General features: G+C 33.7%; 19 protein-coding genes. 13 read left to right on the top strand and 6 right to left on the bottom strand.

Translation table 11 applies throughout. The features are described from left to right. The first annotated feature begins 88 nt into the window (after window positions 1-88). Both M4I44_RS15620 and M4I44_RS15615 read left to right on the top strand, forming a co-directional pair. Window positions 89-1858 (top strand): hypothetical protein, encoded by a 1770-nt coding sequence (locus M4I44_RS15620; protein WP_249965284.1) that lies wholly within the window; start codon window positions 89-91, stop codon window positions 1856-1858. 63 nt (window positions 1859-1921) lie between these two features. Further along, complete coding sequence (locus M4I44_RS15615; protein WP_249965283.1) at window positions 1922-2461, top strand: DUF1697 domain-containing protein; 540 nt, start codon at window positions 1922-1924, stop codon at window positions 2459-2461. Window positions 2462-2606: 145 nt separating this feature from the next. Here M4I44_RS15615 and M4I44_RS15610 read toward each other — a convergent pair whose 3' ends face one another. Further along, window positions 2607-3110, bottom strand: a complete 504-nt coding sequence (locus M4I44_RS15610; protein WP_249965282.1) for a hypothetical protein — start codon at window positions 3108-3110, stop codon at window positions 2607-2609. Between the two features lie 9 nt (window positions 3111-3119). Then, window positions 3120-3857, bottom strand: a complete 738-nt coding sequence (locus M4I44_RS15605) for a diphthine--ammonia ligase (RefSeq protein WP_249965281.1) — start codon at window positions 3855-3857, stop codon at window positions 3120-3122. Between the two features lie 94 nt (window positions 3858-3951). On the opposite strand from M4I44_RS15605, the gene M4I44_RS15600 reads away from it, so the two are divergent. Together M4I44_RS15600 and M4I44_RS15595 are read left to right on the top strand one after the other, a co-directional pair. Next, window positions 3952-6024, top strand: a complete 2073-nt coding sequence (locus M4I44_RS15600) for a M1 family metallopeptidase (RefSeq protein WP_249965280.1) — start codon at window positions 3952-3954, stop codon at window positions 6022-6024. A 97-nt stretch (window positions 6025-6121) separates the two neighbouring features. Then, window positions 6122-7021, top strand: coding sequence for a patatin family protein (locus M4I44_RS15595; RefSeq protein WP_017497538.1), 900 nt, complete (start codon window positions 6122-6124; stop codon window positions 7019-7021). Window positions 7022-7159: 138 nt separating this feature from the next. Here the strand turns inward: M4I44_RS15595 and M4I44_RS15590 are convergent, their stop codons facing one another. After that, on the bottom strand, window positions 7160-7681 hold the full coding sequence (locus M4I44_RS15590; protein ID WP_249965279.1) for a hypothetical protein: 522 nt from the start codon (window positions 7679-7681) through the stop codon (window positions 7160-7162). A 124-nt stretch (window positions 7682-7805) separates the two neighbouring features. Here M4I44_RS15590 and M4I44_RS15585 point away from each other — a divergent pair, with 124 nt between their 5' ends. The 4 genes from M4I44_RS15585 to M4I44_RS15570 all read left to right on the top strand — a co-directional run bounded on the left by M4I44_RS15585 (window position 7806) and on the right by M4I44_RS15570 (window position 12672). Next, the gene (locus M4I44_RS15585) at window positions 7806-8573 is read left to right on the top strand and encodes a TSUP family transporter (RefSeq protein ID WP_070908107.1); all 768 of its coding nucleotides are present in this window, start codon (window positions 7806-7808) and stop codon (window positions 8571-8573) included. 133 nt (window positions 8574-8706) lie between these two features. Next, entirely contained in the window at window positions 8707-9006 is a 300-nt protein-coding gene (locus M4I44_RS15580) for a hypothetical protein (RefSeq protein WP_017497535.1), read from the top strand. 488 nt (window positions 9007-9494) lie between these two features. Further along, on the top strand, window positions 9495-11831 hold the full coding sequence (locus M4I44_RS15575) for an ATP-dependent helicase (RefSeq protein WP_249967423.1): 2337 nt from the start codon (window positions 9495-9497) through the stop codon (window positions 11829-11831). A gap of 220 nt (window positions 11832-12051) precedes the next feature. Continuing rightward, complete coding sequence (locus M4I44_RS15570; RefSeq protein ID WP_017497532.1) at window positions 12052-12672, top strand: L-threonylcarbamoyladenylate synthase; 621 nt, start codon at window positions 12052-12054, stop codon at window positions 12670-12672. Between the two features lie 319 nt (window positions 12673-12991). On the opposite strand, the gene M4I44_RS15565 is transcribed toward M4I44_RS15570, so the two are convergent. The 3 genes from M4I44_RS15565 to M4I44_RS15555 are packed head-to-tail and all read right to left on the bottom strand — an operon-like array spanning window position 12992 to window position 15355. After that, window positions 12992-13825: an OmpA family protein gene (locus M4I44_RS15565; RefSeq protein ID WP_017497531.1), complete on the bottom strand. Its 834-nt coding sequence runs from the start codon at window positions 13823-13825 to the stop codon at window positions 12992-12994. A 34-nt stretch (window positions 13826-13859) separates the two neighbouring features. Further along, window positions 13860-14879 carry a glycosyltransferase family 2 protein gene (locus M4I44_RS15560; RefSeq protein WP_249965278.1) on the bottom strand — a complete coding sequence of 340 codons (1020 nt, stop codon included), beginning with the start codon at window positions 14877-14879 and terminating at the stop codon, window positions 13860-13862. 29 nt (window positions 14880-14908) lie between these two features. After that, complete coding sequence (locus tag M4I44_RS15555) at window positions 14909-15355, bottom strand: type I restriction enzyme HsdR N-terminal domain-containing protein (RefSeq protein WP_017497529.1); 447 nt, start codon at window positions 15353-15355, stop codon at window positions 14909-14911. Window positions 15356-15449: 94 nt separating this feature from the next. Here M4I44_RS15555 and holA point away from each other — a divergent pair, with 94 nt between their 5' ends. The 5 genes from holA (at window position 15450) to ettA (ending at window position 20987) form a co-directional block, all read left to right on the top strand. Then, complete coding sequence (holA, locus tag M4I44_RS15550) at window positions 15450-16454, top strand: DNA polymerase III subunit delta (protein ID WP_249965277.1); 1005 nt, start codon at window positions 15450-15452, stop codon at window positions 16452-16454. 256 nt (window positions 16455-16710) lie between these two features. Beyond that, on the top strand, window positions 16711-17472 hold the full coding sequence (locus M4I44_RS15545; protein ID WP_249965276.1) for a hypothetical protein: 762 nt from the start codon (window positions 16711-16713) through the stop codon (window positions 17470-17472). A gap of 18 nt (window positions 17473-17490) precedes the next feature. Continuing rightward, window positions 17491-18975 (top strand): ATP-binding protein, encoded by a 1485-nt coding sequence (locus M4I44_RS15540; protein WP_249965275.1) that lies wholly within the window; start codon window positions 17491-17493, stop codon window positions 18973-18975. 69 nt (window positions 18976-19044) lie between these two features. Then, on the top strand, window positions 19045-19227 hold the full coding sequence (locus M4I44_RS15535; protein WP_017497526.1) for a CAL67264 family membrane protein: 183 nt from the start codon (window positions 19045-19047) through the stop codon (window positions 19225-19227). A 68-nt stretch (window positions 19228-19295) separates the two neighbouring features. Further along, on the top strand, window positions 19296-20987 hold the full coding sequence (gene ettA, locus M4I44_RS15530; protein ID WP_026110094.1) for an energy-dependent translational throttle protein EttA: 1692 nt from the start codon (window positions 19296-19298) through the stop codon (window positions 20985-20987). The last annotated feature ends 20 nt before the right edge of the window (window positions 20988-21007 follow it).

Below are 21007 nucleotides of genomic sequence, written 5' to 3'. Positions count from 1 at the left end.
GAAAGTCTGAAATAATTCATTGCCTATTTTAATAAATAAAGATATTGAGTAGATTTGTTCAGATGTTTTTAGACCAAAACCTTACATAATGACTAACGAAGAAAAAGTTCCTTTTGAAACCATGAATTTTTCTGGTGTGACTTTCAAAGTGATTAACCGACATGAAGCCAACACTATTATTGGCGATCTTACTGATTTTAACAATCAAAAAATATACAATGTTTTTGAAGATACCTGGCGTTTTCCAGATTACGAAGACAATCCTATATTTCTCTTAGCGGAAGATGATGTCGAAATGGATACGTTTGAAATGGATTACAGCACAGATGAAAATCCGGATGTTTTTATACTCGGATTTATTTTCAAAGGCAATCTAACCGTTAAAAAACTTATTAGTTCTTTTGATACAGATAATTCACCTGCTCTGATTGTTTTAGGAGAAACAACCACTACAAACATTACTTTGTTTGGAAGTGTACATTATTTAGGTGGCGGCTTAAAATGCGATTCCCTTTTAGGAGAATACAATCATGGAGAACTTTTTGTAAAGGGTGATGTTACAGCCTGGTTAATCTACAGTGATGATATGTGGATGCATTTTGAACGTTTTACAAATGTTCAGGCAATTGTTAATGTGGGCAGACCTGATGTTTTGATTTGCAGTAATCTGACAGATACAGACGGATCAATCGTAACCATTGAAAATTACCTTCCTTCAACACACCGATTGAGTGATATCGTAAATGATTCCTTTATTGAATATTCAGATGATGGTACAGAGATCTTAGGTAACAATTATTATAATGATTGCTTTAAGAAAGGACTTTCAATTGTTGATCAAAACAAATCAGATCAATATTTGTATACTGATTTTCGCGCTCAGTTTAAAGAGGCCGTAGAAACGATAGTTGAGATGGAAAAATTCAAAACAGAGGAAAGACTTTACAGCAATATTGGAAATACCACACATTTGTTTGTTTCTTTTGATTATGAAGGAAAGAAATACAGTCAGCTTTCAGAAGAAATTGGAAACGGATTTAATATTAGGATGCGTGGTTTATGGTGTCATGATACTGAAGAAATTACACTCATTCTCGAATATCTGGACGAAGAGGGAAATCCGAAATACCAATGGATGAATGATGAAACGACAAACGGAATAGAGTTTTATTGCATAAAACGTGCTGTAATAGAAGCTTTTTATGTTCTTACTTCAGAAGCTGAAGAGGAAGAGGAGAGTGAGGAAATGGAAGAGGATGAAGAATACGATAATGGTTTTTCATTAGAAGAATTTGCTGTACAGTTTGGTAATTATGCTTTGCCGGCAGATTTAGTAAAGTTGTACGAGTTTGAGCAGGAATATGGCCCAGAAACTTATTCGGAATGTTTTGGTTTGACCATTACAGAAGACAAGACTGGTATAAAAACATGGTCGGAAAAAGAAGAATTTTACAATAGTTTTATCGAGTTTGCAGGAGCCAACGGTTCCGGAAGCTCGTATGCTTACTGGTTGATAAATGAGGATTTAAACCATTGTCCTATAGTCGTGTTCGGCGATGAAGGTGGTATTCATATAGTAGCTGAAAACACTAGTAAATTAATTCATCTTCTGACTTTAGATACCGAAATTTCAGTTGATTTCGATTCGGCTTATTTTTACAAAGACGAAGAGTATTATGAAGAGAATGAGAATAAGGAAGATTTTCAGCAATGGGTTAAAAAGGAGTTCAGTCTTGATCCGTTAGAAACCAATGAAGAAACAGAAGAAATTGTAAACGAGGCTCAAAAGAAATACAAAAAACGACTGAATGATTTCTTAGTCAGTTTTGATATTGAAATCGGCGATGACAATGAGTAATTCTCAGAGGGTTCAAGGTCTCTACAAAATCGAAATTTCTATCTTTGAATAAAATTTATAAAAATGACTACACATTTAGCACTTTTACGCGGGATCAACGTTTCCGGTCACAACATGATAAAAATGGAAGCCTTGAAGGCAATGCTAGAAAACATGGGCTTTCAAAACGTACGCACTTACTTGCAGTCCGGAAATGTATTTGTGGATACAGAAGAAGAAAGTGCTTCAAAAGTAGGTTTTATGATCAAACAGGAGATTTTTAAAGTTTTTGGACATGAAGTTCCTGTGATTGTAATTGCTAAAGAAGACCTGGAATTGTGCTTTTCTAACAATCCATTTTTAAAAGAAAAAGATATTGATATCAAGAAACTCTACATCGTTTTTGTTTCGATTGCTTTGAAAAAAGAAAGCATACACGATTTAAAAATCAGTCAATTTAAGCCTGATGAAGCCAGTATTGATGAAAACAGAATCTATATTAAGTATGATATAGGTGCCGGAAAAACAAGATTAGAACTGAAATACATTGAGAAAAAACTAAATGTAATAGGAACAATGCGTAACCTGAATACTGTTACCAATTTGCTGAACATGTATGTTTAGATCTTCAGATTATTAGATTGTTAGATTGTTAGATTTTTGACCTTGACTAAAGAAAAAAGAAAGATAGAGTCCTGAGGGGACAAGTTTTTCATAATTTATTACTAATAAGATCTAAGCTAGTCTAACAATCTAAAAATCTAACAATCTATTCTCTCATCCATTTTAACATCGTCGGAAAAGCCGGTTTTCCCTCTTTAGTAGCGCTATCACTACCTAAAGTAAGACCTATCCATTCAAGAAATGGCAGGCCAATAAAATTTCCTGAAGTAAAATTAGAGATCAGCCATTCAGAATCATTTTTATAACCATCGGGGTGAAAAACCAGCTCGATTGGTAATTCTAAATGAGAACATGCGGCAAATGACCATAAAATAGCGGCCATTTCTTCGGCTTCAGTGGGCCAGTTGGAGGCTATTTTTTCGGTTCCAACGAGTTTTCTGTCCGAAGAACTGGTTACGGCAAGATGCCCCGCTTCGTGCAAAATATCACCCGGATATAATAATTTGTCATAATCAATAATGACACAATTCGGACCTAAATCTAAACCCGGCAGAAAAGTATCATTCAATTCCTTTTCAATTACATCTATTCCAATTTCAGTAAGAAAAGATAAAATTTTCTTTATTTCTGAATTTTCTTTCGTGAACATATTCTCGTTTTAAATCAAATCGCAATACCAAAATCCATAATCAAAAGCATCGTTGGAATTGGTATCACAAGCAGTGTTTGAGGTTTCCTGAGTTTTAGGCTTTTCATACTTGCGGTAAACGATTTCACCAATCTCAAAAGAAACAGGCTCTGAGAAAATCGGACCATCAAATGTAAAGGTGTGAAATTCGCCATTTTCACCACAAACGTCCACGTTTTCAGGTAAGTCGTTAATGAAATCCTGATCGATAATTCTTCCCACAAAACTTTTATCTAAAAACCGTTCGTTTACACATACCACAATCGTTTTAAATCCAAGTGCAATGAATTCTTGTATTAAATCTTGAGTCGGAATTTTCCAAAGAGGGAATACACCTTCAAAACCTATTTTAGCCAATTGAGTCTCACGATACTTTCGTAGATCTTCCAGAAAAATATCCCCAAAAATGGAATGTGTGATTCCTTGATTTTTTAGCTCAGCTAAGGTTTCATTCATCACACCCTCGTAAGTCTCCATCGTAGGCATCTCCGGGATTTGCATGATTTTCAAAGGCAAACCCAGACTTTTTGCTTGCGCTTCCAACAGTTCTACACGAACACCATGCATTGAAATTCGCTGGTATTGTTGATTAACACTTGTCAGTAAACATTCAATTTTGAATTCAGGATTTTGTGAAATCTTATAAAGGGCAAGAGCAGAATCTTTTCCGCTGCTCCAGTTAAATAAAGCTTTTTTAGGTATTGGCATGCTGTTGCAATTTTGTCTGGTAAACTTACAACTTTCCTTCGATTTGTTTGTCAAACCTTTGTAACTTTGGAATTTCGCCCTCAATTTTGGTTCAATGAAATATACTCTTTTATTTTTTACCGCTTTTACTTTTGCGCAGCAAACACAATTTGTTGATTTTAAAACCGTTTCTGGACAATTGACTGTAAATGTTGTCGAAAAAACAATTTCAGGTACAGTCGATTATCAATTTGAGATTCTGAAACCAATTGATACGATCAGGATTGATGCAAAAAATATGGCATTTTCTAATGTTCAGATAGATAACAGAGAAACTGTTTTTATAAGTACAGATAAAGAACTGAAGATTGTCGGTAATTTCCAAAAGGGAGAAAATCATCTTACTTTTCAATACAGCGCCAAGCCAAAACAGGCCCTGTATTTTGTGAATATGGACAACTCAGAAGTACAAATCTGGACACAAGGGCAGGGAAGGTATACCAGCAATTGGTTTCCAAGTTTTGATGATGTAAACGAAAAGGTCGTATTTAGTTTAGGAGTAACCTACGATAGCGCGTATCAGGTAATTTCGAATGGTATTTTAGAAAGTAAAAAAATAAACACCAATCAAACACACTGGCAGTATAAAATGGAGAAACCAATGAGTTCTTATCTTCTGATGCTTGCCATAGGAAAGTATGATAAAAAAGAGCTAAAGGCAAAATCCAGAATCCCGTTAGAATATTATCTGGAAAACAAAGATGCAGATCGTTTTGAACCAACTTACCGTTACTCTAAACGTATTTTTGATTTTTTGGAGAAAGAAATAGGAGTTAAATATCCATGGGAAATCTATCGCGAAATTCCGGTACGTGATTTTTTATATGCCGGTATGGAAAACACCACTTCAACACTTTTTGCTACCCGTTATGTAGTGGATTCTATCGGTTTTGAAGATCGAAATTATACCAATGTAGACGCACATGAATTAGCACATCATTGGTTTGGTGACCTTATTACAGCCGAAAGCAGTACACATCATTGGCTTCAGGAAGGATTTGCTACTTATTTTGCAGCTTTGGCAGAAAGAGAAATTTATGGCGATGATTTTTTCTACTCCAAATTATACGATACCGCACAACAAATAAAATTTGCCTCCAGAACCGATTCTATTCCGGTTTTAAATGCGAAAGCAAGCTCTCTCACATTTTATGAAAAAGGAGCCTGGGCATTATTTGTATTACATGAATCTATTGGCGATAAAGCATTCAAAAAAGCAATAAAGAGTTATCTTAAAAAGTACGCTTATCAAACGGTAAATACACAAAATTTCTTTGATGAAATAAAAAAGGTATCTGACTTTGATTTGGATAAATTTCAGAAAACCTGGTTGGAATCAATTGTTTTTGATACAGCAACGGCCAATACTTTATTGAGTAAAAACAAATCGATTCAGGTTCGATTAGAAGTTGATAAATTAAAAAAGATAGCTTTAGCAGAGAAAGAGAATTTTTTAAGTAAAACTTTAGATTCAGATATTTACTCTTCTGTAAAAGAAGCTATTGTTAATCAATTAGAAAATGAAGAATACGAATCAAAGAAAGCATTATTATTGCAAGCTCTGAAAACAAATGACCTTCAGGTTCGGCAGGCAGTTGCGGCTTCTTTGACTAAAATCCCGGAAGACTTCAGGGTGGAATATGAAAGCTTGCTAGACGATAAATCATATCAAACACAGGAAGTTGCTTTGTATTGGTTATGGAGAAACTTTCCCGAACACCGTACCCGATACTTGGACAAATCAAAAAATTGGGTTGGTTTTAACGACTACAATTTAAGAACGCTATGGCTTTCATTAGCACTTTCAACACCTAATTATGCAAATGATTCAGAAGTCTTAATTTCGGAGTTAATAGCTTTTTCTTCTGCAAAATATGAAGCTACTACCAGGCAAAATGCTTTAGAAAAACTGATTGCTTTTAAGATTATCAATGATGCTGTTTTAACTAACTTAGTTTCTGCGACAACTCATCACATGTGGCAATTTTCAAAGTTTGGGAGAGATACAATCCGACTTTTGCTAAAAAATACAGATTTGCGTGCTTCGTTTGAAAGAATTTTGACTAATTTAAACCCCGACGAACAATTTCAACTAAAACGTTTGTTGGCAGAGGAAGTAAAAAAATAGCAATTTTTAGTAGTAATAAAAACAGAGTGGAGTAATTGTAAAAAAGTACAATTGAATACTTTTAACTCCTAACTTAAAACGCACAACTTAAAAAAATATGAGAGCATTGGTTATTTCTGGTGGGGGAAGTAAAGGGGCATTTGCCGGCGGTGTCGCACAATACCTGATCGAAGAGAAGAATCATGAGTATGATTTGTTTATTGGTACTTCGACCGGTAGTTTGCTAATACCTCATTTGGCCTTAGGGCACATTAAAAAAATTCACTCTGTTTATACCAATGTTACCATGGCCAGTATTTTTAATATTTGTCCATTTGTCGTTAAAAATAAAGACGGAGTAGACATTGTAACCATAAATCATTTTAACGTATTACGTCAGTTTTTCAAGGGAAAACGTACTTTCGGTGAAAGTAAAGGTTTAAAGAGGTACATAAAGAACAATTTTTCTATATCAGATTTCAATAAACTAAAAAAGCTTGACAGCGACATTGTTATAACGGTAACTAATTTTACCAAGAATGAAGCAGAATACAAATCGGTGAAAGATTGTACTTATGAAGAATTCTGTGAATGGTCCTGGATTTCCAGTAATTATGTCCCTTTTATGAGTCTTGTTGAGAAAAACAACTACGAATATGGGGATGGAGGTTTTGCGAGTTTAGTTCCAATCCGTGAAGCCATTAATCGGGGGGCAACAGAAATTGATGTTATTATTCTGGAAACCGAGGTAAATATGGATAAAACGGTTATCGGTAAGAATCCGTTTTCTTTAATGATCGATTTGTTCCGAATTGCTTTAGATCAGGTTGAAAAACATGATATTACTATTGGAAAGCTTTTGGCAAACAATAAAAATGTAAAACTTAATCTGTACTACACTCCGACAAAACTAACCGATAATGCCCTTATCTTCAATCAGGAAGTCATGAAAGAGTGGTGGGAACAAGGCTATGAATATGCCCAGAATAAATCTGAAGTTATGAGTGATAACAGATAGTCTTTCTTAGACTTCTTAGATTGTTAGACTAACTTAGATTATTGGATCTTTAGATTATTGGATTATTCGAAATAAAAAAACTCATTATAAGGTTTAGCTTTAAAATCTAATAATCTAAAGATCCAACAATCCAAAAATCTAGAAAAGTTCCGCTACTTCATTTTTGATATACGCCAAAGCTGCATTGCTTGGGGATTGTTTCTCCAATAAATCATTTAAAATTACTTCACGTAATTTATCGGCACTGTCTACACGATCACTCATTGCAGTTTTACGGATGATTTGTATGGTTGAATTTTTTGCTGTGGTAATAATGGTCCAGCATTCATCCGACATGTAAATTTGTTGCGTTAAATTGTGCTCAAACTCTTGTTCGATCTGATCGATCACAAAATTCTCGTAATCGTGTTTTTCATTTGAGATTGGAGCGATTCGGATGAGTAATTTGGTCAGATTGATACGCTCTAAATATAAAGTCATACGTTCGTAAGCTTGTAAACGTATAGGCAAAGATTCTTTATGTGCTTCTTTGTTTAGTAAAAAATTACGCTTTTTATCGAAATTTTTAATGTGCAGTTCAAAAAAACTGTAGGCAATAAATCCGGTAACGACAGCAGGTAAAGTGTAACTGGCTAATTCTATAATTCTTGTAAAATCCATTGGGTTTAAATTTTTAGCAAAAATATACTTTTCGAGGAGAAATCCACTTTAAAATTATTGTAATAAACAAACTGGAAGCATACTTTTGTGATGAGATTTTAAAACTACTTCAAATACAGCCTGAATGGACACCTACATTATAATTTTACTTTGTTTAGCTGCTTTTGCGGCAGGATTTATTGATGCCATAGTAGGTGGTGGCGGATTAATTCAAACACCAATGGGGTTGATTCTATTGCCAAATTTACCGGTCTCTACCGTTATAGGCACTCTGAAATTACCCGCTTTTACCGGAACTTCTTTCGCAGCCTTCCAATACCTCAAAAAAGTTGTAATTCAATGGAGACTTTTAATAATCATGATGTGTTTAGCTGTTCCCTCTGCATTTCTGGGTTCTACGCTGTTAACCTATGTCAGTAACGATTTTATGAAACCTCTTTTATTGGTTGTGTTATCACTTTTACTGATTTATACTTATGCCAAGAAGAATTTCGGACAACACGAAGCTAAAGATCATTCGGCCGGAATACAAATATTATATGCCGTCGCTATCAGTATAATTGTTGGTTTTTATGATGGCTTTATCGGTCCCGGAACCGGAAGTTTTTTTGTGGTTGCTTTTATAGCGCTTTTAGGATTTGATTTTCTTCACGCGTCTGCAAATGCCAAAATGGTAAATCTCGCTACCAACTTCGGTTCGATCTGTCTGTTTATGATAAAAGGAAAAATAATCTGGACTATTGCAATTCCTATGGCGATAAGCAACGGACTCGGCGGGTGGCTTGGTGCAAAACTCGCCATTAATAAAGGAAATGGTTTTATTCGCGTTTTCTTTTTAGTGGTAGTAATTGGTACGTTAATCCGATTTTCTTACGATGTCTTCTATAAATAAAAGTGACTCTACGTAACTACATATATCAAATTCAATTTATCGAGTCAAATATTTTTTATTAGTCTTATTGACATGTTGTTACAAAAAAACAACTACTTTTGTATTATATTTTGTATTTTAAAAGTATCATAATATGATAGAGACAGTTGAGAATTATGAGAATTACATTAATAGCTTGCCAGATTTAATCGCTAAATCTTATTATAAAGCGGAGTTTTTTATGCAAAAACTAGGGTTAAAGCATGCAACTTATTATAGAAAATTACGATCTAAAAGTTTTACTCACCAGGAAGTAAAACTCATAACCACTATACTGTTTCCGGAAGAAATACTAGTAAAGGAATTTCAAAAAAGTGAAGAAGATATAAAAGCAGGTCGAATTATCGATTATTCCGATTTTAAAGAAAAACTAAGAACTAAGTTCAATATCTAGACTCAAAGGATTTCGTTTGTTATCCCAGAATAAAACTACGTAAATTATTTCTCTCTCAATTTTATAAAATAAATAAATTTGATGCGATATTAGAAATTTTCTATAAACAGTTTGTTTGTACTTTGACCCAATATAATTATTTTCTAAAATTATATTCAGAATTAGAATAGTATTATTAGAGAATAATTTAGCTTTAGGTTCAGAGTATTTGCTTATTATTTCATAGTAAGTTTTCTCTGCATTTTGAGTAATTAATAGTTTCATTCCCATTCTGTTGGTTTTACAAATATAGAATATCTGAATATTTTAAGAAGGATTTTTCTTTCATTTTTTTTTTAAAACAAACAAATCCTCGGCAATAAAAAAATCAAAAAAATAACATTTACTATAAAATCTCGTTAGGTCAGAACTTACATAAGTAAGTGACCAACTAATTTCTTTTTACATCTATAAATTGCTAATTTTGCATCACTATGGAGAAAAATTTCATGCAAAAGTACATTGACCAGCTCAATGAAGCGCAACGACAGCCTGTTTTGAAAAAAGACGGGCCAATGATTATTATTGCTGGTGCAGGTTCGGGAAAAACCCGTGTTTTAACAATTAGAATTGCTTATTTAATGGCTCAGGGTATTGATGCTTTCAATATCTTGTCGCTTACTTTTACGAATAAAGCAGCCCGTGAGATGAAGCACAGAATCTCTGATATTGTGGGAGCTTCTGAAGCCAAAAACCTCTGGATGGGAACTTTTCACTCGATTTTCGCACGTATTCTTCGTGCAGAATCAGATCACCTGGGTTATCCTTCTAATTTTACGATTTACGACTCTCAGGATTCTGCTCGACTGATTTCTTCTATTATCAAAGAAATGCAGCTCGATAGAGACATTTATAAGCCAAAACAGATTTTAGGTCGTATATCAAATTACAAAAACAGTTTGATTACAGTTAAAGCCTATTTCAATAATCCTGAATTGGTGGAAGCCGATGCCATGGCAAAAAGACCGCGTTTAGGAGAAATTTATCAGCAATACGTTGAGCGCTGTTTTAAGGCCGGTGCTATGGATTTTGATGATTTGCTATTGAAAACAAATGAGTTATTGACCAGATTTCCAGAAGTTTTAGCAAAATATCAAAACCGTTTTCGTTATATTCTGGTGGATGAGTACCAGGATACGAACCACTCTCAATACTTGATCGTAAGAGCGTTATCTGATAAATTTCAGAATATTTGTGTGGTTGGAGACGACGCTCAGAGTATTTATGCTTTCCGTGGAGCGAATATCAATAATATTCTGAACTTCCAGAAAGATTACGAAGGCGTAATCATGTTTCGTTTAGAGCAAAACTACCGTTCCACCCGAAATATAGTGGAAGCAGCAAATACGGTGATGGAACATAATAAAACCAAACTTGATAAAGTAGTTTGGACAGCAAATGATTTTGGCGGAAAAATTAAAGTCCACAGAAGTTTAACAGATGCCGAAGAAGGACGTTTTGTAGCCAGTACGATTTTTGAACAAAAGATGCAAAACCAACTGCATAATGGTTCATTTGCCATCTTGTACCGTACCAATGCACAGTCACGTGCGATGGAGGATGCACTTCGTAAACGAGATATTCCGTATCGAATTTACGGCGGTTTATCCTTTTATCAGCGCAAAGAAATTAAAGATGTTTTGTGCTACCTTCGTTTGGTAATCAATCCGAAAGACGAAGAAGCCTTGATTCGTGTAATCAATTATCCGGCACGTGGAATTGGAGACACAACCGTTGAAAAACTTACCATTGCGGCAAATCATTACAAACGTTCGATTTGGGAAGTAATGGTTAATATTGATAAAATTGATCTAAAATTAAATGCTGGAACGAAGAACAAAATCAGAGATTTTGTTACGATGATTCAGAGTTTTCAGGTCATCGATCAAAATCAGGATGCTTTTTATGTTACCGATCATGTCGCTAAGAAAACAGGACTTGTTCAGGAATTAAAAAAAGATGCCACACCGGAAGGAATGGCTAAAATTCAAAATATTGAAGAGCTTTTAAATGGTTTAAAAGATTTTACTGAAGGACAAAAAGAGGTTGACGGTGCAAGAGGAGCTTTGTCTGAGTTTATGGAAGATGTGGCACTGGCTACAGATTTAGATAAAGATACTTCTGATGAAGATCGTGTAGCATTAATGACGATTCACCTAGCTAAGGGACTTGAATTTCCTCATGTTTTTGTAGTAGGAATGGAGGAAGATTTGTTCCCAAGCGCGATGAGTATGAGTACGCGAAGTGAACTGGAAGAAGAACGTCGTTTATTTTATGTAGCGCTTACTCGTGCCGAACATCAGGCGTATTTGACCTATGCACAATCACGTTACCGTTGGGGAAAACTGACCGACAGTGAACCATCCCGTTTTATTGAAGAAATTGACGGGCAGTACCTGGAATATTTAACACCGGCCGAAACCAATTATCGCTATAAATCTCCAATTGACGGAGATATTTTTGGAGACATTGATAAGTCAAAACTACGATTGGTGAAACCTGTAGGAAGTACACCGCCTAAACATGTTACAGCCAACGAGCCAAAATCGGATTTGAATATTCGAAAATTAAAACCCGTTACTGGTACCAGTCCAAACAATGGAGCCACCAATTTGTTTGATAATAAGCTCACCATTGGAAATATTGTGATGCACGAACGTTTTGGGAAAGGTGAAATCGTCAACATGGAAGGTGTTGGTGCTGATAAAAAAGCTGAAATAAAATTTGAAGTAGGCGGAATCAAGAAATTGTTGTTAAGATTTGCTAAATTAGATGTTGTAGGGTAGAAAGAGTGTAGAGAAAAGAGGATAGAAAATAGATTTTTAAAGAAATTTAATTTTTTATAACTGGATTTGATTTTCAACCCTCTCAATTTTTCATTACTTTTCAAAAGGATAGAGATTCTCTAAATCTATTGTAATTGTAATGTTGTTGTTTATTTTAAAAATTTAAAAAGAACTAAAGATCAGTCTTTGTTCTATAATCTAACTTCTTTATTCTAAAAAAATGGCTGAGTTCATAAAAATATATTCGGACAAACCCAGTGAAGCTGCAATAGCTAAAGTGGTAAAAGTTCTTCAGAGTGGTGGCTTGGTGATTTATCCAACTGATACGGTTTACGGTTTAGGTTGTGATATTACCAATTCGCGTGCTTTAGAAAAAATTGCAAAAATAAAAGGCGTCAAATTAGAGAAAGCAAATTTCTCGTTCATCTGTCACGATTTAAGTAATTTATCGGACTATGTACGCCAGATTGATACATCAACGTTTAAAATTCTTAAGAGAGCATTACCGGGACCTTATACTTTTATTTTACCCGGAAACAATAATCTTCCTAAAGAGTTCAAAAAGAAAACAACGGTAGGTATTCGTGTGCCGGACAATAATATTATTCTTGAAATTGTTCGTCAGCTGGGAAATCCGGTGGTCTCAACCTCTATTCGTGATGAAGATGACGTAATTGAGTACACCACAGATCCTGAGCTGATCTTTGAAAAATGGCAAAATCTGGTCGATTTGGTTATTGATGGCGGATACGGTGATAACGTAGGTTCTACAATTATTGATTTATCTGAACATGAACCGGTAGTGGTGAGAGAAGGAAAAGGTGATCTTGATATCTTGTAAAAGAAAAAGTACTCCACTTTATACTGTATAAAAAAGATTTGTTACTTGTTGCAGTTATTTTTGATTAAGTGAAATACGTCTAAACCAGAATCTTTTTGAAACAAAAAAAGCCCTCGAAAGGCTATTTGTAAAAAAAAACTTAAATGATATAATTATCTAAAATAATTAATTAACTTTAGGTTTGTTAAAATTTAGTTAGTTAATTTAAAGATAATGCTATTCTTGATTTATATTTAATTGGTTATTAAAAAATTAAGGATACATAAAAGCAGGTCAATTGACCTGCTTTTTCTGTTTAATAAAGTATGTAAAAACGAGATTATTTCGCTTGTTTCTTCATTTCTTTTTCAATCATATCGTAGAATTGATCGATTTTTGGCATAACCACAATACGAGTTCTTCTGTTACGGGCTTTATTCTCAGCACTATCATTAGCAACTAATGGTACATAAGAACTTCTACCTGCAGCGATTAATTTAGCAGGGTTTACACCAAGTTCATTACTTAATACACGAACGATTGAAGTAGAACGTTTAACACTTAAATCCCAGTTGTCTAAGATAATTCCATTGCTTTTGTAAGGAACGTCATCTGTGTGACCTTCAACCATACACTCAAAATCAGGTTTGTCGTTTACTACTTTTGCAACTTTAGCCAAAACAGATTTTGCTTTGTCACTCACGTCATAACTTCCACTTTTGAATAATAATTTATCAGCGATAGAAATAAATACAACTCCTTTTTCTACGTTGATTTCGATATCCGGATCATTGATTCCAACAGCTCCTTTTAAGCTTGTAACTAAAGCTAAAGTTACACTGTCTTTCTTAGTTAATGCATCCTGAAGTCTAGATATTTTTAAATCTTTTTCTTTTAAACTTTCTAAAGATTTCTCAAGATTTTCAGCTCCTTTAGTAGTTAAAACAGTTAAGTCTTTAGAAGTACTGATTAAATCCTGATTGTGTTGCTTATAGCTTTCAGCAGTTGCTGCTAATCCTGCTTTTTCTTCCAAACAAGTATTTAATTTAACTGTGCAAGAGTTTAATAAATCTTGTATCTCTTTGTTCTTAGCTTCTAAAGCAGCATATTGCTTCTTCGATACACACGAAGTTAAGGCCATTAGTACTGATAGTGCGATAACTATTTTTCTCATAGGTATTATATTTAATTAAACGTTGATTACAAATTTAGTTCTTAATATTTTGATTAATGTTAAAGATTTCTTTAAATACCTGTAATTTCTTTAGGTAATACAAGTAAACGATACTTTTAACCATATAGTATTCTTGTATCTGGAAATCTTTACGCTTTTTAAGGTACTTTAAAGATATACAATAAAAAGAGAAATGAGCTTTCAGGATAGCATAAGTATGGCCAAATTTTCCCTGAGTAAGGAAACGGATACCCGCTATTCCGTCCAAAACCATTCGGAAGAAAATCACGAAGAATAGTCTCTTTTTAGGTAAATTCTTAACAAGCATTAATAATGAATTTCTAAAATTCAAGAAAGTCTTCCTTGGATTTCCTTGCTGTAAAGTTGCCCCTCCAACATGATAAACAGTGGAACTGGATACATACTTAATCACGTGTCCTTCATTTGCAGCACGCCAGCACAAATCGATTTCTTCTTGATGAGCAAAAAAGGTCTCATCAAAACCTCCAAGTTCATGATAAACTTCACTCCTGATAAAGAAACAAGCCCCGGAAGCCCAAAACAATTCACAATTATCATCATACTGCCCATTATCTTTCTCTATTGTATCAAAAATACGACCACGACAAAAAGGGAATCCATACTTATCAATGAAACCACCGGCTGCACCTGCATATTCAAAGTATTCCTTATTTTTATAATCAAGAATTTTTGGCTGAATGATTGCGGTTAGTTTTTCATTTTCAAAAGTTTCAAGAATAGGAGTGAGCCAGTTCTCAGTAACTTCAATATCTGAATTTACTAAAGCATAAATCTCAGCATCAATATGTTGTAAAGCATCATTGTAACCTTTAGCAAAGCCATGATTGCCATTGTTTTGAACTATTTTTATGGAAGGGAAATTATTTTTAACAAAGTCTATAGAATCATCCGTTGAAGCATTATCAGCAACATAAATTTGAGCACCCTCAGAAAATCGGATAACAGAAGGCAAAAATTGTTCTAACAATTTTACGCCATTCCAGTTTAAAATTACAACAGCTATTTTATCCAAAAGTAATTCTTATTTATTTTAATATTATTCTATTCTTTATAATCGGGTAAGCTTCTTAAAAACTGATATTTTTCATTCTCAAAATCCATCTGACAGTAAAAATGACTCAGTCCGTTTGTGACATTCAAAAACCGTGCCTGCATTGTCATGTTATAACGGGCAATCTGATCAAAAGTTGCCTGAGAGATTTTAACTTCGGGGGCTTTGCATTCTACCAATATATGTATAGAGCCATCAGAATTGAAGACTACTACATCATATCTCTTTCTTAAACCATTGACAGTAAGAACTTTTTCAACATTTATAAGTGATTTAGGGTACTTTTTCTCAATCATTAAAAACTGAACTACATGTTGGCGAACCCATTCTTCCGGAGTAAGAATGATAAATTTTTTCCTGATTTCATCAAAAATAGACACTTTATTTTCGCTATTTTTGAATCGGAAAGTATAGGTTGGGAAATTAAGTTTAAGCATAAAGCAAAAATATAAAATAGTTTCAGGTTTCTGGTTAAAGTTTCAGGTTATTGAAACGTTAACCTGAAACTTTAAACTTGAAACAAAATTTTTAATGGACGAAGTTGTAAAAATTGTTAATGACATAAAAGCCGGAAATATAAAACCGATCTATTTTTTAATGGGCGAAGAGCCGTATTATATTGATAAATTATCGGAGTATATTGAACAGAATGTGCTTGCTGAGGAAGAAAAGGGATTCAATCAGACCGTTTTATACGGAAGAGATGTAACGGTTGAAGATATTGTAGCAACGGCCAAGCGCTATCCTATGATGGCTGATCGTCAGGTTGTTATCATTAAGGAAGCACAGGATTTATCGCGAACAATTGATAAAATTGAGTCTTATGTTGGCAATCCGATGGAAACAACCGTGTTGGTTTTTTGTTATAAATACAAAACGCTGGACAAACGAAAAAAAGTAACCAAATTACTGGCTCAGAAAGGAATTGTTTATGAAAGTAAAAAATTATACGAGAATCAGGTCGGTGACTGGATCAAACGTGTCCTTGCCGGAAAGAAATATACAATTGACCCAAAAGCCAATGCAATGTTAGTTGAATTTTTGGGTACCGATTTGAGTAAGATTAATAATGAATTAGAAAAATTACAAATCATTCTGCCACAGGGAACCGTTATTACGCCCCAACATATCGAAGAAAATATTGGTTTCAGCAAAGACTATAATGTTTTTGAATTGCGAAAAGCGATAGGCGAACGAAATCAGTTGAAGGCCTATAAGATTGCGGAGAATTTCGCCCACAATCCTAAAGAATATCCACTAGTAATGACGACGGGATTAGTATTCGGTTTCTTTGTTCAACTTTTAAAATACCATGGACTTAAAGATAAAAATCCTAAAAATGTTGCAGCAACCATTGGAGTCAACCCTTATTTTTTAAAAGAGTACGATTTAGCAATAAAAAACTATCCGATGCGAAAAGTGAGCCAGATTGTAGGCGCACTACGTGATGTTGACGTTAAAAGCAAAGGAGTAGGAGCCAATGCATTACCACAATCCGATTTATTAAAAGAAATGTTATATAAGATATTCAATTAAGTGATTTAATATTAGCTTGTTATAAATACTTTCATGTGTAATAAATGTATCAATATGCCCTGATTTATTCACTTTAAATTTTGATTTTTAAAATCGCTACTGACAAGGAATATTTAGTATTTCATTTACTAAATACATAAAATTAATATGGCTACAGGAATAATTTGTCATAATAGTAGTATATAATGTATTAAAATTTTGGTAAAAACAATCTAAATTTACTATATTACCTGAATAATTTATATAAAAAATTTCGGTGGCCCCATCTACTTTAAATTTACGCATTTCAAGAATAAGGACTATTCTTGCGCTATTTGTTTGTCTTTTAATTGGTTTTAAGAGTCATTCGCAGTCTCAGATTCTCTCAAAAACAAACTCAGACATTATTCTGTCAAAGATTGATAGTATAAAAAAGTTAATCCAAACAGAGAATGTTGAAAATCATCTTTTAGGACTTAAAATCTTAAATAAAACAAAAGCTTATCTGAAAACAAAAAATGACACGGCAAGTCTTTTGTTCTTTCACAGAGAGAGTATTAAACTAATTTCCTATTTACGAAGTTTTGGAACCCCAAATGCTTATCTTCTTGAAAATTTCCAAATCTTAAAAAAATACAATAACAAGCGGGAGTTAGCCCTACTGCATGAAGCTCTTGGTGATCTGAGATATTATGAAGGCAGTAAGTCATTGTCACATGAGTATGATTTGAAAGCGCAAAAATTAATAAAAAAATATGGCAACTATGAGGATAATATAAATATAAACTACAACCTCTCCGTTTATTATAAAAACTCTAAAGACTATAAGAAATCTATTGATTTTGCGATGACTTCGCTTGAAAACATTAAGAAAAGCAATACATTCGAGAAGAACAATTTCAAGATACCAAATTTATATCTCTTCATTTCTGAAGATTATTACCATTTAAAAGAAAATGACAGCGTATACAAATATCTGACACTTGCAGAAGAAACGAAAACGAATACTACAGACGGAAGGTTTCCTTATGGAGCTTAGCTGAATGAATTAAAAGCAATGTATTATTACAATGTAGGTGATCTGGAAACTGCGGCAAAGTTGTACCAAATTTCAGTATCTGAATATGTTAAACTCAATCAGTATAAAATGAGGCTTGTTCAAAAATCAAACAAGCTAAACAGTACTTTAAAAATAAAAAATATTGAGAATAAAGGGAAAATTAATGAAGCGAGACTTGAAAGCGTAAGTGAATCTTATAAAAATTATTTGCTGATTTTTGCCTTTTTGATTGTTCTGATATTGACAGTTCTGTTTATAATTCAATTTAGAGCCTATAAATACAAAATGAAGGTCAATTTAATTCTACAGAAGAAAAACTTAGAGTTAAAAAAAATAAATAGAGAGCTGAATGAGGCATCAAAAATAAAAGATACTTTTCTGGATGTGGTAACGCATGAATTGAAAACTCCTTTGAATACAATTAAAGGAACAGCATATTTGCTTAAAAGTGAAAAATCGGAACTTCTAAAGGAAGATTATATTAAAAATTTAAATTTTTCTTCAGATTATCTTCTGGGCTTTATCAATAATATGGTAGATTTTAAAAATTTAAAGCGTCATGATACTGTTAGCTTAGAATACAAAGACATTAACCTGGAAATAATACTGAACTCGATCATTGAAATGTTTAGAATCAATAATCTGAACCAGAATAGAATCATACTTAATTTTGATGGTAAAATTTCAGATATGTTAAAGTGTGATGAAATAAGATTTACTCAGGTAATTATGGAGTTAATGACGAATGCCGCAAAATTTACTAAAAATGGCGAAATAACTTTAAAAGCAGAATTAATTGATTCTGCTAATGGTAAAGAAAGCATTAAATTTGAAGTTTCTGACACGGGAATTGGAATTTCAGAAGATGCTCAAAATAAAATATTTGAACCATTTATACAGGAGTCGACAGACATCAATATGAATTACGGTGGAAGTGGTTTAGGGTTGTCCATTATAAAAAGAACGTTAGAACTTTTTGACAGTCAGATAAAAGTTAAATCTATAAAAGGTAATGGAACTACTTTTTCATTTGTAATTGATTTTGAGATTTCTAAAGAAAGCAATGATGAAACCCTTATTAGTACAACTGAAAGACAAATAGAGCAACTTTCAAATATCGAGATTTTATTGGTTGAGGATAATAAAATGAATCAGCTGATCGCTAAGAAAATTTTAGTCAATAAAGGTTTTAAATGTGATGTGGCTAATAATGGACTTGAAGCAGTTGAGAAAGTTAAAACTAAAAGTTATGCCATAATATTAATGGATATAATGATGCCAGTTATGGACGGTTTTGAGGCATCGGCAATTATTAGTAATTTAAAACCTGAAATACCAATCGTAGCTTTAACGGCCATTTGCGAAAATATTGGCAACGATGATTTTCAAAGGGCTAAAATTTTAGAAAAACTTGATAAGCCGGTTGATCCAGATATTTTGTATGAAACAATTTTAAAATATGTTGTACAAAAAACACTTTAAGATCTATGGAAATTCACGATATTTGCATCTCTAAAAAATTACTACTTTTAAAATACTAATAAAGCAATTATGGGAATGAATAAAAATACCATCCTGGGATGGGCTACTTTTATAATGGTACTTATGGGTTTGTTACTTATAGGTCTTGGCGCTTTTAGATACAGAGACGTTTCGGGCTGGGGATTTGCTGCAACCGGAGTTGGTTTTATTGCAAACGCCTGGGTTTTTAACGCTTTGAAAGGAAGAGTTTAAAATATATCTAAGTAGATTTCTCTAAAGAATCGCAAAAAAAATAAACATAAAAATAAAAAATAAATCAAATGTCAGACGATAAGAAAGTAATTTTCTCAATGCAAAAATTGAGTAAAACCTATCAGGGAGCAGACAAGCCAGTTCTTAAAAATATTTATTTGAGTTTCTTCTATGGAGCGAAAATTGGTATTTTGGGACTTAATGGTTCCGGAAAATCTTCACTTTTAAAAATTATTGCAGGAGTTGATAAAAACTACCAGGGTGATGTTGTTTTTCAACCAGGTTATACTGTTGGTTACTTAGAGCAAGAACCAATACTTGATGATTCTAAAACAGTTATCGAAATTGTTCGTGAAGGTGCAGCTGAAACCATGGCAGTTTTAGAAGAGTACAATCAGATTAATGATTTGTTTGGTCTTCCTGAAAACTATGAAGATCAGGATAAAATGGACAAGTTGATGGACCGTCAGGCAGCTTTGCAAGACAAAATTGATGCTCTTGGTGCCTGGGAAATTGATACAAAACTTGAAATTGCAATGGATGCCTTACGTACACCGGAAGGAGATACACCAATTAAAAACCTTTCAGGAGGGGAGCGCCGTCGTGTAGCACTATGTCGTTTGTTGTTGCAACAACCTGATGTATTGCTTTTGGATGAACCTACCAACCACCTTGATGCTGAGAGTGTTCTTTGGTTAGAGCAACATTTAGCACAATACTCCGGAACTGTAATAGCTGTAACGCACGATAGATATTTCTTAGATAATGTTGCGGGTTGGATTTTAGAATTAGACAGAGGTGAAGGTATTCCATGGAAAGGAAACTATTCTTCATGGTTGGATCAAAAATCAAACCGTATGGCTCAGGAAGAAAAAGTGGCTTCTAAAAGAAGAAAGACTTTAGAGCGCGAGTTGGAGTGGGTTCGTCAGGGAGCAAAAGGTCGTCAAACGAAACAAAAAGCCCGTTTACAGAACTACGACAAATTATTGAATGAAGATCAAAAACAACTGGATGAGAATCTGGAAATCTATATCCCGAACGGTCCTCGTTTAGGAACAAATGTGATTGAAGCTAAAAATGTAGCAAAAGCTTTTGGGGATAAATTATTGTACGATAATTTGAACTTTACTTTGCCACAGGCCGGAATTGTTGGAATTATTGGGCCAAACGGTGCCGGTAAGTCGACTATTTTCAAAATGATTATGGGAGAACAACAAACTGATAGTGGAGAATTTTCAGTTGGTGAAACTGTAAAAATTGCTTATGTTGACCAGTCACATTCAAACATTGATCCAAATAAATCAATTTGGGAAAATTTCGCTGACGGTCAGGAATTGGTAATGATGGGAGGTAAGCAGGTAAATTCAAGAGCTTACTTATCACGTTTCAATTTTGGAGGTGGTGAGCAAAACAAAAAAGTATCAATGTTGTCCGGTGGAGAGCGTAACCGTCTACACTTAGCAATGACTTTGAAAGAAGAAGGAAACGTACTTTTACTGGATGAGCCTACGAATGACCTTGACGTAAATACACTTCGTGCACTTGAGGAAGGTTTAGAAAACTTCGCTGGTTGTGCTGTAATTATTTCTCACGACAGATGGTTCTTGGATAGAATCTGTACACACATTCTTGCTTTTGAGGGAGACTCTGAAGTTTATTTCTTTGAAGGAAGTTTCTCTGATTATGAAGAAAACAAAAAGAAACGTCTTGGTGGTGATTTAACTCCAAAACGTTTGAAATACAGAAAATTGATTAGATAGTAAAATCTAAGCTTTTAATA

Source organism: Flavobacterium sp. B183, from assembly GCF_023539155.1.
GTDB classification, from domain to species: domain Bacteria; phylum Bacteroidota; class Bacteroidia; order Flavobacteriales; family Flavobacteriaceae; genus Flavobacterium; species Flavobacterium tructae.
Note: the sequence above shows the minus strand (reverse complement) of the source record. Positions and strands in the feature narration are given on the sequence as shown.

What these genes read in the sequence shown, in the direction of transcription:
- M4I44_RS15590 (WP_249965279.1), bottom strand. Translation starts at nt 7,681, where the DNA reads ATGGATTTTACAAGAATTATAGAATTAGCCAGTTACACTTTACCTGCT.
- holA (WP_249965277.1), top strand. Translation starts at nt 15,450, where the DNA reads ATGGACGAAGTTGTAAAAATTGTTAATGACATAAAAGCCGGAAATATA.
- M4I44_RS15555 (WP_017497529.1), bottom strand. Translation starts at nt 15,355, where the DNA reads ATGCTTAAACTTAATTTCCCAACCTATACTTTCCGATTCAAAAATAGC.
- M4I44_RS15540 (WP_249965275.1), top strand. Translation starts at nt 17,491, where the DNA reads ATGTATTATTACAATGTAGGTGATCTGGAAACTGCGGCAAAGTTGTAC.
- ettA (WP_026110094.1), top strand. Translation starts at nt 19,296, where the DNA reads ATGTCAGACGATAAGAAAGTAATTTTCTCAATGCAAAAATTGAGTAAA.
- M4I44_RS15580 (WP_017497535.1), top strand. Translation starts at nt 8,707, where the DNA reads ATGATAGAGACAGTTGAGAATTATGAGAATTACATTAATAGCTTGCCA.
- M4I44_RS15585 (WP_070908107.1), top strand. Translation starts at nt 7,806, where the DNA reads ATGGACACCTACATTATAATTTTACTTTGTTTAGCTGCTTTTGCGGCA.
- M4I44_RS15575 (WP_249967423.1), top strand. Translation starts at nt 9,495, where the DNA reads ATGCAAAAGTACATTGACCAGCTCAATGAAGCGCAACGACAGCCTGTT.
- M4I44_RS15595 (WP_017497538.1), top strand. Translation starts at nt 6,122, where the DNA reads ATGAGAGCATTGGTTATTTCTGGTGGGGGAAGTAAAGGGGCATTTGCC.
- M4I44_RS15610 (WP_249965282.1), bottom strand. Translation starts at nt 3,110, where the DNA reads ATGTTCACGAAAGAAAATTCAGAAATAAAGAAAATTTTATCTTTTCTT.
- M4I44_RS15565 (WP_017497531.1), bottom strand. Translation starts at nt 13,825, where the DNA reads ATGAGAAAAATAGTTATCGCACTATCAGTACTAATGGCCTTAACTTCG.
- M4I44_RS15570 (WP_017497532.1), top strand. Translation starts at nt 12,052, where the DNA reads ATGGCTGAGTTCATAAAAATATATTCGGACAAACCCAGTGAAGCTGCA.
- M4I44_RS15600 (WP_249965280.1), top strand. Translation starts at nt 3,952, where the DNA reads ATGAAATATACTCTTTTATTTTTTACCGCTTTTACTTTTGCGCAGCAA.
- M4I44_RS15605 (WP_249965281.1), bottom strand. Translation starts at nt 3,857, where the DNA reads ATGCCAATACCTAAAAAAGCTTTATTTAACTGGAGCAGCGGAAAAGAT.
- M4I44_RS15620 (WP_249965284.1), top strand. Translation starts at nt 89, where the DNA reads ATGACTAACGAAGAAAAAGTTCCTTTTGAAACCATGAATTTTTCTGGT.
- M4I44_RS15535 (WP_017497526.1), top strand. Translation starts at nt 19,045, where the DNA reads ATGGGAATGAATAAAAATACCATCCTGGGATGGGCTACTTTTATAATG.
- M4I44_RS15615 (WP_249965283.1), top strand. Translation starts at nt 1,922, where the DNA reads ATGACTACACATTTAGCACTTTTACGCGGGATCAACGTTTCCGGTCAC.